The following is a 15647-nucleotide window of genomic DNA, read 5'->3' on the forward strand; positions in this document are numbered from 1 at the left end:
AAAATAAAGAATTTATGATTATACAAAGCTTTGGCAGATTACCATCAACATCGTCAAAGCTCGACTGCTTTTTATCACTTTTAAGTCGTCTACTGACACTGTTATATCAATCTGATCTTTGGTAGGGAAGCAGTTTACGTGATTTGAGTTTTCTGTGGATATATCAAATCCCCTATTTTCTTAAAGAGATGGCAATTACAGTGTCAGGTTTAAAATCAGGGATGTTTAGTCAGATGAAGGATGAAGAGATTTCTAAGAGAAATGATCATGGATAAACTTTTAAAATTACAGATTCATCAATTGGTTCAGGATTTCCTACACAGAATTAATCAAAATGATCGTCAAGGTTTATTTGAATATAACCAAGTGACTGATGCCATGCTTGAAGAATTACATGAGGAACTCAATTCTTCATTTGAAGATAATTATCAACTCAGCATCATTTCATTTGAAGAACTTCCTGAAACCATGCCGAAAAACATGCCTTTATTTCATATCGAAGTTATGGATAAAAATTGTTTTCTTGTTGAATGTAATATTTATAATTTTGGAAAGATCACTGACCTTAAGCTACAAATAGACATTGACAAAGAAAGCTTTGAGTTGATATTAACTCGCCCATTATTCAGATCTTAGTCGTTTAATTATACTAATTTTTTTCCTCAAATCACGTAAACTATCACTGCTACGATGCTTTTTTAATCAAATTCATCTTTCTCAATAAAGTCACTTTTCATAATTTGGTGACTTTCTTCAATTTTTAAAAGTTCTTCTACATGCCAAAATGAAAAATTGAGAGTCTTTGTTCTTGCTTCACTTAAGGATAATTTCTGATTAACTTGAACAAAATAAATTAAACCTAGCAGCCCTACATTTTGTTTTTTTAATTTAAATACTTGATTACTTAATGCAACCTCATCTTCAGCTTTAAAAGCGTCTGCAAGTTTTTTGATCTCGACTAAATCCATGATCAATATTTTCCTAAAATGTTGGAAATAACGTACACTATACAAGCTCCACGCTATCTATTACGTGCGTTTAAAGCAATTATCTAATATCAATCAACTTGGTGAAATCCTATGAACAACTTGCAATGGCTCGATGAAGTAAAATTTAACGAACAAGGACTGATTCCTGCTATTGCACAGCATCATCAAACAGGACGCATTTTGATGGTGGCATGGATGAACCGCGAAGCACTCCAACTCACCGCAGAAAAAATGCGTGGGATTTACTTCTCACGTTCACGCAATAAGCTTTGGTTCAAAGGCGAAGAATCTGGACATTTTCAAACAGTTTACGAAATCCGTTTAGACTGCGATGCAGACGTGATCGTGCTACAAATTGAACAAGAAGGCGGCATCGCGTGTCATACAGGTCGTGAATCATGTTTCTATCGCAAACTTACGCCAAACGGTTGGGAAATTGTCGATGCACAGCTCAAAGATCCAAATGCGATTTATGGGGAAAAGTCATCTAACCCACATACTATTGCAATGAATGCATCTAATGCCCAATCAGAACAAGTTGAAGTTTTAGATTATCTTGGCAAAATGATGGCAGAGCGTAAAAAAGCCGATCCTGAGTCTTCATATGTCGCAAAACTTTATCATAAAGGTTTAAACAAGATCTTAGAAAAAATTGGCGAAGAAAGCTTTGAAACTGTGATTGCTGCTAAAGATTTTAAAGCGGAAGCCAATGAAGACAATAAAAATGATTTAATCTATGAAGTGGCTGATTTATGGTTCCATACCATTGTGATGTTGGGTTATTTTGACCTAGATGTACAATTGGTTTTAAATGAATTAGCGCGTCGTCAAGGACTGTCTGGCTTGGTTGAAAAAGCAAATCGCCAGCATTAAAATTTTCCAATAAAAATAAGCGCATAATGCGCTTATTTTTTTAATTCAATCTTTTAAGGCTAAAGCTTAACGTCTTTGTTCAATCGCAGCCCCTGCTCCACCACCGATTGCACCACCAATTGCAGCACCTGTATTACCACCAAAAACGCCTTTCCCAATCGCTGAACCAATCGCACCACCTACACCACTATAAGTTGCATTACGATTTGAACCATTGGATGTTTTACTTCCTACCGCAGCACCAGCACCACCACCAAGCGCAGCACCTGTACCACCGCCTACATTATTTCCTACGCCCCCACCAATTGCACCACCTAAAGCTGCTGATGCAACACGTTTATCATTACTCGACATGTTTTCACAGCCTGTCAACATCAAGGTCGAAAGTGATGCGATTGCAAATATACTCATTAATTTTTTCATGTCATTCTCCATGATCTGCTCTTTCATTTATCTTAATCGCATTTCATGAACTGAATCTTAGTACTCTGTTAAGAAACGCAACTTTTCACATATTTTCTGTAAACAATAAAAAGACGCCCTAAGGCGCCTCTTTATTTTAAAATCTAGATGATATTGTCAAATTAGAACATATCTTCATTTAAAGCTTGTGAGAATGCTTGGTCAACTTCAGAGAAGTCATTTACAAGCTCATGCTCAGCAGCTTCTGCTTCTTGACGACGACGTTCTAAGTGGTAAGCCAAACCTGTACCCGCAGGGATCAAGCGACCTACAACAACGTTTTCTTTCAGACCACGTAAATCATCTTCTTTACCTGTTACAGCAGCTTCCGTTAACACACGTGTTGTTTCTTGGAACGATGCAGCAGAGATGAACGAGTCAGTAGAAAGCGATGCTTTGGTAATACCCATCAATTGACGTTCAAACTTCGCTGGGAACTTGTTCTGTGCAAGAACAGCTTGGTTCTCACCCACAACGCGGATGTAATCCACTTGTTCGCCTTTGATGAAGCTTGTATCACCGCCATCAGTGATATCAACTTTACGCAACATTTGACGTACGATAACTTCAATGTGCTTATCGTTGATTTTTACACCTTGTAGACGGTAAACGTCTTGTACTTCGTTTACGATGTAGTTGGTTAATGCAACTTCACCTTTGAGACGTAAGATGTCATGTGGATTTTGTGGACCATCAGAAATGGTTTCACCACGGTTCACATGCTCACCCTCAAACACGTTGATTTGACGCCATTTAGGAATCAACTCTTCGTAAACTTCTGCACCATCATCAGGTGTAATCACTAAACGGTTTTTACCTTTAGTTTCTTTACCAAAGCTCACAATACCTGAAACTTCTGCAAGAATTGCATGCTCTTTCGGTTTACGTGCTTCAAATAAATCCGCTACGCGTGGAAGACCACCGGTAATATCACGTGTACGTGAAGTTTCTTGTGGTACACGACCGATAACGTCACCGACACCAATCGTTTCGCCATCACGAACAGTTACGATTGTATTTTGTGGTAAGAAGTAGAATTGTTCACCGCCATCCACTGTATCTAACACAATCGCAGGACGTAAATCTTTACCAGAAGCAGGACGAGCTGTTACAGGTAAAATTTCAGTCGTTGTCATACCAGTTGCATCATCAGTTTTTGATGTTGCAGTCACGCCATCAGCGATTTGGCTGAAACGTGCTTTACCAGCAACTTCCGTAACCAATGGATGTGTATGCGGATCCCAAGTTGCAACGATACCACCACCTTCAACAGCTTCACCATCTTTCAACAAGATGCTTGCACCGTAAGGAAGTTTATAACGCTCACGCTCACGACCGATATCATCTGCAATACCGATTTCACCTGAACGTGAAACAGATACCAAGTGACCTTTGGCATGTTGTACAGTTTTAACGTTATGGAAACGTACTGTACCTTTGTTACGTACTTGAACGCTGTTTGCAGCAGAAGTTCGGCTTGCAGCACCACCCACGTGGAATGTACGCATGGTTAACTGTGTACCAGGCTCACCAATTGATTGTGCAGCCATTACACCAACAGATTCACCTGGATTTACCAAGTGACCGCGAGCAAGGTCACGACCATAACATTTCGCACAAACACCGAATGTTGAAGCACAGTTTACAACTGAACGCACTTTAACTTCATCGACACCATTGTCTTCAAGATACGTTGCAAGTTTCTCGTCAATCAATGTGTTACGTGGAAGAAGTACATCTTCTGTACCTGGTTTCTTCACATCTTCAGCAAGTACACGACCTAATACTCGAGCACCTAAGTTCTCGATGACATCACCGCCTTGAATGAACGGAGTCATTACAAGACCGTCATAAGTACCACAATCTGGCTCAGTGATCACTAAGTCTTGTGCTACGTCAACCAAACGACGAGTTAAGTAACCAGAGTTCGCTGTTTTAAGTGCTGTATCGGCCAAACCTTTACGTGCACCGTGTGTTGAAATGAAGTACTGAAGTACTGTCAAACCTTCACGGAAGTTTGCTTTAATTGGCGTTTCAATGATCGAACCATCTGGTTTCGCCATCAAACCACGCATACCCGCAAGCTGACGAATCTGAGCTGCCGAACCACGGGCACCTGAGTCAGACATCATATAAATTGAGTTGAATGATTTTTGTTTCTCATCTTCACCCTGTTTGTTTTTAACAGTTGTGAATGACAAATTGTCCATCATTGCTTTCGCTACTTGGTCATTGGTACGTGCCCAAATATCGACAACTTTGTTATAACGCTCACCAGCAGTTACGAAACCTTGCTCAAACTGATGTTCAATTTCACGAACTTCAGTTTCTGCTTTGTCAATAATCGCTTGTTTTTGTGGTGGAATAACCATGTCTTCCATACCGACAGAAACACCAGAGCGAGTTGCTTGACGGAAGCCCAAGTACATCAATTGATCCGCAAAGATTACTGTATCTTTAAGACCTAATTTACGGTAACAAGAGTTGATCAATTTAGAGATGTTTTTCTTGGTCATCTCAAGATTGATTTGTTGGAAATCCATTCCTTCAGGAACAACTTCCCAAAGTAAACAACGACCAGGAGTTGTATCTACAACAATCGTTTGATGCTCACGATTACCATTTTCATCAATAACAGTTTGGTGTACACGTGCTTTTACGCGAGCGTGTAAATCAACTTGACCTGTTGCAAGTGCACGGTTTACTTCGTGAGTATCCGCAAACACCATGCCTTCACCTTTGGCATTGATCGCATCACGAGTGATGTAATACAAGCCTAAGACAACGTCCTGAGAAGGTACGATAATCGGCTCACCATTTGCAGGTGATAAGATGTTATTGGTTGACATCATTAACGCACGAGCTTCAAGTTGAGCTTCAAGTGTTAATGGAACGTGTACCGCCATTTGGTCACCATCGAAGTCGGCGTTAAACGCAGCACATACGAGTGGGTGAAGACGGATCGCTTTACCTTCAATTAAAGTCGGTTCAAATGCTTGAAGACCTAAACGGTGAAGTGTTGGCGCACGGTTCAACATAATTGGATGCTGACGAATGACAGATGCAAGTACATCCCAAACTTCTGGTGTCTCACGCTCAACCATTTTCTTCGCAGCTTTAATGGTGGTTGCTTGACCAGATGCTTGTAGTTTCGCAAAGATAAATGGTTTGAATAATTCAAGTGCCATTTTCTTAGGAAGACCACATTGGTGCAAACGTAGTGATGGACCAACTGTAATTACCGAACGACCCGAATAGTCAACACGTTTACCAAGTAAGTTTTGACGGAAACGACCTTGCTTACCTTTGATCATATCTGCCAAAGATTTAAGAGGACGTTTGTTCGAACCTGTAATTGCACGACCACGACGACCGTTATCTAACAATGCATCCACAGACTCTTGTAACATACGTTTTTCGTTACGTACGATAATGTCTGGCGCTGCAAGGTCAAGAAGACGTTTTAAACGGTTGTTACGGTTGATCACACGACGATACAAATCGTTCAAGTCAGAAGTCGCAAAACGACCACCTTCAAGCGGTACAAGCGGACGAAGATCTGGTGGAAGTACTGGAAGTACAGTCAACACCATCCATTCAGGCTTGTTATTTGAATCGTTGAATGCTTCCATCAACTTCAAACGCTTAGATGCTTTTTTAAGCTTTGTTTCTGAAGTTGTGTTTGGAATTTCTTCACGTAAACGAGAAATTTCAGCTTCAAGATCAATGTCTTTTAACAAATCTTGAACCGCTTCTGCACCCATTTTCGCTGTGAATTCATCACCGTGTTCTTCTAACGCAGTGAAGTATTCTTCATCATTAAGAAGTTGATACTTCTCCATTGGCGTCATGCCAGGATCAGTTACAACATAAGATTCGAAATACAATACACGTTCGATATCACGTAAAGTCATATCAAGAAGTAAACCGATACGGCTTGGTAATGATTTTAAGAACCAAATATGTGCAACTGGAGAAGCTAATTCGATGTGACCCATACGTTCACGACGAACTTTCGCAGTTGTTACTTCAACGCCACATTTTTCACAAATGACGCCTTTGTATTTCATACGCTTGTATTTACCACACAAGCATTCGTAATCTTTTACTGGACCAAAAATTTTGGCACAGAACAAACCATCACGTTCTGGTTTAAAAGTACGATAGTTAATTGTCTCAGGCTTTTTAACTTCACCGTGAGACCATGACTTAATCATTTCTGGTGACGCAAGACCAATACGGATGCGGTCAAACTCTACAGGAGCATGACCGTCTGAATCCGTCTTTTTGCGCATGATATCGAGCAAGTCTTTCAATTTTTTTCTCCGTGTGTTGTGGAGATTTTCACTCTACAACTGGGTCACAAATATTGTTTTTTCACTGAATTTTAATCCCCCTTGATCCCCCTTTAAAAAAGGGGGAAAGTCCCTCTTTCATAAAGAGGGATTTAGGGAGATTTAATGGTGAAGTTTAATCACCATTTTTCAGTTCAATGTTGATACCTAAAGAACGGATCTCTTTGGTCAATACGTTGAACGATTCAGGCATACCAGGGTCCATATAATGGTTACCATCTACAATATTCTTATAGATACGAGTACGACCTTCAACGTCATCCGACTTCACAGTAAGCATTTCTTGAAGTGTATAAGCAGCACCATAAGCTTCAAGTGCCCAAACCTCCATCTCACCGAAACGCTGACCACCGAATTGTGCTTTACCACCAAGCGGCTGTTGAGTTACAAGCGAGTAAGAACCTGTAGAACGCGCATGCATTTTGTCATCAACCAAGTGGTTGAGTTTTAACATATACATATAACCAACGGTTACTGGACGGTCAAAACGCTCACCTGTACGTCCATCATACAATACTGTCTGACCTGTACGTGAGATACCACCAAGTTCAAGTAACTCTTTGATTTGTCCTTCTTCAGCACCATCAAATACAGGTGTTGCTAAAGGAACACCTTGACGAAGGTTACCAGACAATACCAAAATTTCATCATCAGTTAAGCTATCAAGATCTTCTTGCTCACCACCGACTTTGTTATAAATCTTGTCTAAGAATTCACGTAACTCAAGAATAGTACGTTGCTCTTTCAACATCTTGTCGATCTTATCGCCAAGACCTTTTGCTGCCATACCTAAGTGAGTTTCAAGAATCTGACCCACGTTCATACGTGATGGTACGCCGAGTGGGTTCAACACCACATCAACAGGAATACCATTTGCATCATGTGGCATGTCTTCTACAGGCAAGATGTTAGATACAACACCTTTGTTCCCGTGACGACCCGCCATCTTGTCACCTGGTTGGATACGACGCTTAACAGCCAAGTAAACTTTAACAACTTTCAATACGCCAGTTGTTAATTCATCACCTGTAGAAAGTTTGCGTTTCTTCTCAGCAAATTTCTCATCAATTTCAAGACTCTTCTCTTTCAAGAACACTTGAATTTGAGTTAAACGCTCAGCAACAGCTTCATCAACAGGTTGAATTTCAAGCAAATCAACAAGATCTAAAGTCGACAACAAATCTTCAGTGATTTTTTGACCACGTTTAGTTGAACCACCACCGTTAGATTCTTGACCATTCAACAAACGAACAATACGTTCACGTGCTGCTTCTTCGAAGATTTTGTATTCTTCTTTTAAGTCTTTACGGTAAGCATCAAGTTGTGATTTTTCAATCGCTTGAGCACGTTCGTCTTTCTCAATACCATCACGAGTAAAGACTTGTACATCAATGACTGTACCTTTCACACCAGAAGATACACGTAAAGAAGAATCTTTTACGTCAGCCGCTTTTTCACCAAAGATTGCACGAAGCAATTTTTCTTCAGGTGTTAATTGCGTTTCACCTTTAGGCGTTACTTTACCAACAAGAATATCACCTGCTGTTACTTCAGCACCGATATACACGATCCCAGATTCATCAAGTTTAGATAATGCCGCTTCACCTACGTTAGGAATATCGGCAGTAATTTCTTCTGCACCTAACTTAGTATCACGCGCAACACATGACAATTCTTGAATATGAATCGAAGTTAAACGATCTTCTTGAAGTACGCGCTCAGATAATAAAATCGAGTCTTCGTAGTTGTAACCGTTCCAAGTCATAAATGCGACACGCATGTTTTGACCAAGTGCTAATTCACCACCATCTGTTGATGGACCATCAGCCAGAACATCACCACGACCTACTTTATCACCAAGGCTTACAAGCACTTTTTGGTTAATACAAGTGTTTTGGTTTGAACGTGTATATTTGATGAGGTTGTAGATATCTACACCTGCCTCACCCGCGATCATTTCGTCTTCATTGACACGAATAACCACACGAGAAGCATCAACAAACTCAATACGTCCACCACGTTTCGCAATCACGCACACACCAGAATCATGTGCTACGTTTGCTTCCATACCTGTACCAACAAGTGGCTTGTCAGCAAGCAATGTCGGAACAGCCTGACGTTGCATGTTTGAACCCATCAATGCACGGTTGGCATCATCGTGTTCAAGGAATGGAATAAGTGATGCTGCAACAGATACAACCTGCTGTGCAGAAACATCCATATGCGTTACTTTTTCAGGTGGCATACGAACGAAGTCACCTTGGTGACGTACAGAAACGAATTCTTCTGTTAAGTTACCATCTTTATCTACACCAGAATCGGCCTGTGCAATGACAGTACCTACTTCTTCAATTGCAGATAAATATTCAACTTCTTCAGTTACACGACCATCAACAACTTTACGATATGGTGTTTCTAAGAAACCAAAGCTATTTGCTTTTGCATATACAGAAAGTGAGTTGATCAAACCAATGTTTGGACCCTCTGGTGTCTCAATTGGACAAACACGACCATAGTGAGTTTGATGTACGTCACGTACCTCAAAGCCTGCACGTTCACGTGTTAAACCACCAGGACCAAGTGCTGATACACGACGTTTGTGTGTAATTTCAGATAATGGATTGTTTTGATCCATGAACTGAGATAACTGGCTTGAACCAAAGAATTCTTTGATTGCAGCAGCAACTGGTTTAGCATTGATCAAATCTTGTGGAGATAAGTTATCTGTTTCAGCTTGGTTTAAACGCTCTTTAACAGCACGCTCAACACGAACTAGACCTACACGGAATTGGTTTTCTGTCATTTCACCAACAGAACGAACACGACGGTTACCTAAATGGTCAATATCGTCGACTTCACCTTTACCATTACGAATCTCAACCAATGTTCTTAAAACATCAGTAATATCTTCGTTTGAAAGAATACCTTCAACTTCACGTGATTTTTGGTCAGTACCCACTTCGTAAGGACGACCTAAACGACGATTAAACTTCATACGACCCACTGGCGATAAATCATAACGCTCAGTTGAGAAGAATAAGTTATTAAATAAGTTTTCTGCCGCTTCTTTTGTTGGTGGCTCGCCTGGACGCATTACTTTATAAATTTCAACTAATGCTTCTTCACGACCTGAAGTAGTATCTGCGCGCAAAGTATCCGCAACGAATGGACCACGATCGATGTCATTGGTATAAAGCACGTTAAATTGTTTAACACCACCTTCTGCCAATTTCACCATTACTTCATGGCTCAATACTGTATTTGCAGCAATCACATCACCATTATGTAAAGTGATATCTTGTGCAACAATACGCTCATATAAGTATTCATCAGGAACTGGGAGTTTTGTTAAGCCCGCAGCTTCCATTTGACGTACATGACGCGCATTAATACGTTTACCTTGCTCAACAATAGTTTTACCATCATTGTCAGCAATATCAAACTGCGCCATTTCACCACGAAGGCGTTCAGGCACTAAGTCAATTTGATAACTACCCATATCAAGATATACAGGAACTTTTTCATAGAACATGTCTAGAATTTGTTCATTTGTATAATTTAATGCACGTAGTACAACGGTAGCTAATAATTTACGACGACGGTCAATACGTACATAAACTAAATCTTTTGCATCAAACTCAAAGTCTAACCATGAACCACGGTAAGGAATAATACGTGCTGAATAAAGCACTTTACCACTTGAGTGTGTTTTACCTTTATCATGATCAAAGAATACACCTGGTGAACGATGTAATTGCGATACAATTACACGCTCAGTACCATTGATAACAAAGGTACCATTCTCTGTCATGAGTGGCATTTCACCCATGTAAACTTCTTGCTCACGAACGTCTTTGATTGATTTCGTTTCACGATCTTTAATGATCAAACGAATTTTCACACGCATTGGTGCCGCATAAGTTGAGCCGCGAAGAATACATTCACGTACATCAAACTCTGGCTTACCAAGGCTATACTCAACGAATTCTAAAGCAGCATTGCCAGAATAGCTTTCAATTGGAAACACTGAACGAAATGCGGCTTGGAGACCAATATCTTCGCGATTTTTTGGAGATTTGCCATCTTGTAAGAATGTTCTGTACGAGTCGACTTGAATCGAGAGCAGGTACGGAGCATGCATGACTTGGGGCAATTTACCAAAATTCTTACGGATCCGTTTCTTTTCGGTATATGAGTATGCCATCTGGAGTCCTCGGAAAGTAAACTAAATCCGCCTGCAGAACAGATTTAGAAGGAATTACGCAGGTCGATATGACCACCACCTTTATACAAATGCTGCAATTTTCAGTGGTATAAAACGCTTAACAATATTTTCAAAATCGAAAAACATTGTTAAGCATTTGATTTTCTTTGTTTATTTTTAAAATTGACGATTTTCCCATCATTCAATTTAAAATCGAGCCGATTATTGTAACGCAAAAAGGCTGATAGCCCAAGAGCTATCAGCCAATTTGTGGAGTCGATTTTTAAATAATCGACTCCGCTTAAGATTACTTAAGTTTAACTTCAGCACCAGCAGCTTCAAGTTTAGTTTTAAGTTCTTCAGCTTCTTCTTTAGAAACGCCTTCTTTAATTGCAGAAGGAGCGCCTTCAACAAGATCTTTAGCTTCTTTAAGACCAAGACCAGTTGCTTCACGAACTGCTTTAATTACAGCAACTTTGTTAGCACCGAAGCTAGCAAGTTCAACTGTGAATTCAGATTGTTCTTCAGCAGCAGCAACAGCTGGACCTGCAGCAGCAACAGCTACAGCAGCAGCAGATACATTGAATTTTTCTTCAAAAGCAGAAATAAGTTCAACAAGTTCAAGAACTGTTTTTTCAGCAACTGCGTCTAAGATTTCTTGGTTAGTTAAAGCCATGAGAGTAACTCCAAATGGATATTGAATGGTGTGTAAAAATGTTTAAGCTTAAGCAGCTTCTGACTCGTTTTTCTCTTTGAGCGCTGTAATAAGGCGACCCAATTTCGAAATAGGAGCTTGAAGAACGTTTGCAAGCATAGTAAGCGCTTTCTCTTGGTTTGGAAGGTTCGCGATAACGCTAACTTCAGCACCTTGATAAACTTTACCGTCGAATGCAGCAGCTTTAAGTTCAAATGCTTTATTAGTTTTAGCAAAATCTTCAAACAAACGAGCAGCTGCGCCCATGTCGTCTTCAGAAGTTGAGAAAGCTAAGATTGTTGGGCCAACAAGGTTATCACTCAAAATATTGAATTGAGTGTCTTGAAGCGCACGTTTAGCTAAAGTGTTACGAACTACACGAGTAGCAACACCAAGTTTACGAGCTTCAACACGTAGAGCAGTTAATTGCTCAACAGTTAAACCTTGATAGTCAGCAACAACAGCAGCATACGCAGTAGAAGCAACTTCAGTTACTTCGGCTACGATCTGTTTTTTGTCTTCGATAAGAAGAGCCATTGTAAAACCTCCTAACGGTGATTTATGCACTCAAAAAAGTGCACTCCCAATTCGTAAGATCATTGCTGAACTTACACGCGGAGGAGGAACAAATCACACCACCGCGTCTACTCAGACTGGGTTTTTAAGAAGTGGCTTCGAAAAACCACCTCGCCTGAGGTCTTTGACGCTGATAAATATTCACTTATCAATTCAAAGTTTGCCTAAGAATCCCCTAAATCCCCCTTTAAAAAAGTGGGACTTACTCCCCTCTTTCATAAAGAGGGGCTGGGGGAGATTTTCAGGGCTTTAAAATTCTTTATTTAAATAAGTTAAAACTTATTTAGAAACGTTTTGTACATCAACAGTAAGACCAGGACCCATAGTTGAGCTCAAAGTGATCTTTTGAATGTAAATACCTTTAGAAGTTGCAGGTTTTGCTTTCTTAAGGTCAGCAACAAGTGCTTCAACGTTTGAACGAACAGCTTCAGCAGTGAAACCTACTTGACCGATCGCAGCGTGGATGATACCCGCTTTGTCTACACGGTAACGTGCTTGACCTGCTTTTGCATTTTTAACTGCAGTTGCAACGTCAGGAGTTACAGTACCCACTTTAGGGTTTGGCATTAAGCCACGTGGACCAAGAATTGTACCTAACTTACCTACAACGCGCATTGCATCTGGAGCAGCAATTACTACGTCAAAGTCTAAGTTACCCGCTTGAATGCTTTCAGCAAGATCATCAAAACCAACGATGTCCGCGCCTTCAGCTTTAGCAGCCTCAGCAGCAGCGCCTTGAGCAAACACAGCAACACGTACAGTTTTACCAGTACCTGCAGGAAGTGTAGTCGCGCCACGAACAACTTGGTCAGATTTACGAGGATCAACACCTAGATTTACCGCAACATCCAAAGATTCTTTGAATTTTGCAGCAGGTAGGCTGCTAAGAACTTGTACTGCTTCTTCCAAAGTGTAAACTTTGTTAGCTTCAATTGCAGCAGCAATGGCTTTTTGACGTTTAGTTAACTTTGCCATGTCTTATAGCTCCACATCCAAGCCCATAGAACGTGCAGAACCAGCGATGGTACGTACACGAGCGTCTAAATCAGCACCAGTTAAATCTGGTTCTTTAGTAGTCGCGATCTCTTCTAACTGAGCACGAGTCAACTTACCAACTTTAGTTTTGTTAGGTACAGCTGAACCCTTTTGAATACCAGCAGCTTTCTTAAGAAGAATCGCAGCAGGTGGAGTTTTCATGATGAATGTGAACGACTTATCGTTGTACACAGTAATCACTACAGGAATTGGAAGACCAGCTTCAACTTTTTGTGTAGCAGCATTGAATTCTTTACAGAATGCCATGATGTTAACACCACGTTGACCTAGTGCAGGACCAATCGGTGGAGATGGATTCGCTTTACCAGCTGGAACTTGCAGCTTGATATAGCCGTCAATCTTCTTAGCCATTTCAAATTACCTCTGGGTACAAACGCCTTTTAGAGCTCCCCATATTTTTAATGTAACGTAAAATCAGTATGATACCGTTACAACAACAATGCCCGACTTTCAAAAAAAATCGGGCGTTCCTGAACAACACAAATTAGATTGTTTTTTCGACTTGGCGAAATTCCAATTCAACTTGAGTTGGTCGATTGAATACATTAATTGTCAACGTTAAACGAGACTTTTCGTATTGAACTTCTTCCACCACACCTTTAAAGTCTGTGAATGGACCGTCAATAACCAATAATTCTTCACCAGGCTCAAACATCGTCTTAGGACGTGGTGCTTCACCTTTATTGTGTACACGTGCAAGAATCGCATCAGCTTCTTTTTGCGTAATTGGTGCAGGTTTTTCTGCTGTACCACCAATGAAACCCAATACTTTTGGACATTCTTTTACAATGTGCCAAGTTTCATCATTCATTTCCATTTCAACTAACACATAGCCTGGAAAGAATTTACGCTCTGATTTACGTTTCTTACCATCCTTCATTTCCACCACTTCTTCGGTAGGAACAAGGACTTCACCAAAACTATCAGCAACAGCGCTACGCTGGATTCGATCATTAAGTGAACGCATCACTTGTTTTTCATAACCTGAATAGGCATGAATAATGTACCAACGTTTCATAGCTCTCTTACCCGATAATAAACTTCATAAACCAACCGATCATGTAGTCAAAACACCACAATACAATAGCGGCAACGACCACAACCAGTAAAACTTGCCATGAAGTTGTGACTGTTTCATGTTTTGTAGGCCAAGTCACTCGACGCAATTCAAGTCGAGCATCTTTTAGCAAACGAACAAAACCTTTGCCTTGATGGGTGGCGTATAATAAACCTAAAGCCACTACGATACAAGCTATAATTACCCCAATGCGCACCCAAATACTATTTGCTGGTGCCCAATATGCCGGTAGAAACTGATTCACCATCATTGCACCAACCAACAAGATTAAGGCAACGATCCAAAACACCACATCTAGTGGAGAACCAGAACTTACTACTTCAGCAGGATTATTTCTTTGAGGAATTGGCGCGCCGCCCATTGCGTCACGCGATTTATCATTCGACATTCTTTTACTCGTCGTAGGATTCGCGACTTATTATATGACCAGTTCAGTCGGCATCAAGCTTTTTATTAAAAATATGGCAGGTCAGGAGGGACTCGAACCCCCAACATTCGGTTTTGGAGACCGACGCTCTACCAATTGAACTACTGACCTATAACACAAACCGAGAATCGAAACCCTCGGCTTGAGACAATACTATTATGCAGTTACTTTAGCAACTACACCAGCACCAACTGTACGACCACCTTCACGGATCGCAAAACGTAGACCTGGGTCCATTGCGATTGGGTGGATTAATTCTACTGACATTTCAACGTTGTCACCAGGCATTACCATTTCAACGCCTTCTTTCAACTGGATCGCACCAGTTACGTCAGTTGTACGGAAATAGAATTGTGGACGGTAACCGTTAAGGAATGGAGTATGGCGACCACCTTCGTCTTTAGAAAGTACGTATACTTCTGCGTCGAATTTAGTGTGTGGTTTGATTGAACCTGGTTTAGCCAATACTTGACCACGTTGTACGTCTTCACGCTTAGTACCACGCAGAAGAATACCACAGTTCTCACCTGCACGACCTTCGTCAAGCAATTTACGGAACATTTCTACGCCAGTAACTGTAGTTACTTGTGTATCACGAATACCAACGATTTCAACTGATTCGCCAACTTTAACGATACCAGATTCAACACGACCTGTTACTACTGTACCACGACCAGAAATTGAGAATACGTCTTCGATTGGCATTAAGAATGCTTTATCGATTGCACGTTCTGGTTCTGGGATATAAGTGTCAAGCGCTTCAACAAGTGCAAGTACAGCAGGAACGCCGTATTGACCATCTTCACCGTTAAGTGCAGCTAAAGCTGAACCACGGATTACTGGAGTGTCATCACCCGGGAAGTCATAAGTAGAAAGAAGTTCACGAACTTCCATTTCAACTAATTCGATTAACTCTTCGTCATCAACGATGTC

The 15647-nt window shown here is 40.6% G+C and carries 13 protein-coding genes, 1 tRNA gene and 1 pseudogene; 3 read left to right on the forward strand and 12 right to left on the reverse strand.

Going from position 1 to position 15647, the window contains the following annotated elements:
- Positions 1–16: 16 nt before the first annotated feature.
- Both HX124_RS11635 and HX124_RS11640 read left to right on the forward strand, forming a co-directional pair.
- Positions 17–275: pseudogene (locus tag HX124_RS11635) on the forward strand (oxidoreductase); the annotation flags it as partial.
- Positions 268–636: a hypothetical protein gene (locus tag HX124_RS11640; RefSeq protein ID WP_286383204.1), complete on the forward strand. Its 369-nt coding sequence runs from the start codon at positions 268–270 to the stop codon at positions 634–636. The pseudogene HX124_RS11635 and the gene HX124_RS11640, both read left to right, overlap by 8 nt.
- A 62-nt stretch (positions 637–698) precedes the next feature.
- On the opposite strand, the gene HX124_RS11645 is transcribed toward HX124_RS11640, so the two are convergent.
- Positions 699–968 (reverse strand): hypothetical protein, encoded by a 270-nt coding sequence (locus HX124_RS11645; RefSeq protein ID WP_213069646.1) that lies wholly within the window; start codon positions 966–968, stop codon positions 699–701.
- A gap of 111 nt (positions 969–1079) precedes the next feature.
- Here HX124_RS11645 and hisIE point away from each other — a divergent pair, with 111 nt between their 5' ends.
- The gene (gene hisIE / locus HX124_RS11650) at positions 1080–1862 is read left to right on the forward strand and encodes a bifunctional phosphoribosyl-AMP cyclohydrolase/phosphoribosyl-ATP diphosphatase HisIE (protein ID WP_286377486.1); all 783 of its coding nucleotides are present in this window, start codon (positions 1080–1082) and stop codon (positions 1860–1862) included.
- A gap of 66 nt (positions 1863–1928) precedes the next feature.
- Here hisIE and HX124_RS11655 read toward each other — a convergent pair whose 3' ends face one another.
- The 11 genes from HX124_RS11655 to HX124_RS11705 all read right to left on the reverse strand — a co-directional run.
- A complete protein-coding gene (locus tag HX124_RS11655) occupies positions 1929–2285 on the reverse strand; it encodes a YMGG-like glycine zipper-containing protein (protein ID WP_107009205.1) in 357 nt (118 codons plus the stop codon).
- 161 nt (positions 2286–2446) lie between these two features.
- Entirely contained in the window at positions 2447–6640 is a 4194-nt protein-coding gene (gene rpoC / locus HX124_RS11660; RefSeq protein WP_286383205.1) for a DNA-directed RNA polymerase subunit beta', read from the reverse strand.
- 154 nt (positions 6641–6794) lie between these two features.
- The gene (gene rpoB / locus HX124_RS11665; protein WP_107009203.1) at positions 6795–10883 is read right to left on the reverse strand and encodes a DNA-directed RNA polymerase subunit beta; all 4089 of its coding nucleotides are present in this window, start codon (positions 10881–10883) and stop codon (positions 6795–6797) included.
- 307 nt (positions 10884–11190) lie between these two features.
- On the reverse strand, positions 11191–11559 hold the full coding sequence (gene rplL, locus HX124_RS11670) for a 50S ribosomal protein L7/L12 (RefSeq protein ID WP_286377485.1): 369 nt from the start codon (positions 11557–11559) through the stop codon (positions 11191–11193).
- 48 nt (positions 11560–11607) lie between these two features.
- Complete coding sequence (gene rplJ / locus HX124_RS11675; protein WP_107009201.1) at positions 11608–12114, reverse strand: 50S ribosomal protein L10; 507 nt, start codon at positions 12112–12114, stop codon at positions 11608–11610.
- Positions 12115–12432: 318 nt separating this feature from the next.
- On the reverse strand, positions 12433–13128 hold the full coding sequence (rplA, locus tag HX124_RS11680) for a 50S ribosomal protein L1 (protein ID WP_107009200.1): 696 nt from the start codon (positions 13126–13128) through the stop codon (positions 12433–12435).
- Positions 13129–13131: 3 nt separating this feature from the next.
- On the reverse strand, positions 13132–13560 hold the full coding sequence (rplK, locus tag HX124_RS11685) for a 50S ribosomal protein L11 (protein ID WP_107009199.1): 429 nt from the start codon (positions 13558–13560) through the stop codon (positions 13132–13134).
- A gap of 133 nt (positions 13561–13693) precedes the next feature.
- Positions 13694–14227 carry a transcription termination/antitermination protein NusG gene (gene nusG, locus HX124_RS11690; protein WP_004920613.1) on the reverse strand — a complete coding sequence of 178 codons (534 nt, stop codon included), beginning with the start codon at positions 14225–14227 and terminating at the stop codon, positions 13694–13696.
- A gap of 7 nt (positions 14228–14234) precedes the next feature.
- Positions 14235–14675 (reverse strand): preprotein translocase subunit SecE, encoded by a 441-nt coding sequence (gene secE, locus HX124_RS11695; RefSeq protein ID WP_107009198.1) that lies wholly within the window; start codon positions 14673–14675, stop codon positions 14235–14237.
- A gap of 74 nt (positions 14676–14749) precedes the next feature.
- Positions 14750–14825 (reverse strand) — tRNA-Trp (locus HX124_RS11700).
- 45 nt (positions 14826–14870) lie between these two features.
- The coding region (locus tag HX124_RS11705; RefSeq protein ID WP_286383206.1) for an elongation factor Tu at positions 14871–15647 on the reverse strand (777 nt) is incomplete at its 5' end.

The sequence above is a fragment of the Acinetobacter sp. 226-1 genome, from assembly GCF_030329325.1.
GTDB lineage: Bacteria > Pseudomonadota > Gammaproteobacteria > Pseudomonadales > Moraxellaceae > Acinetobacter > Acinetobacter sichuanensis.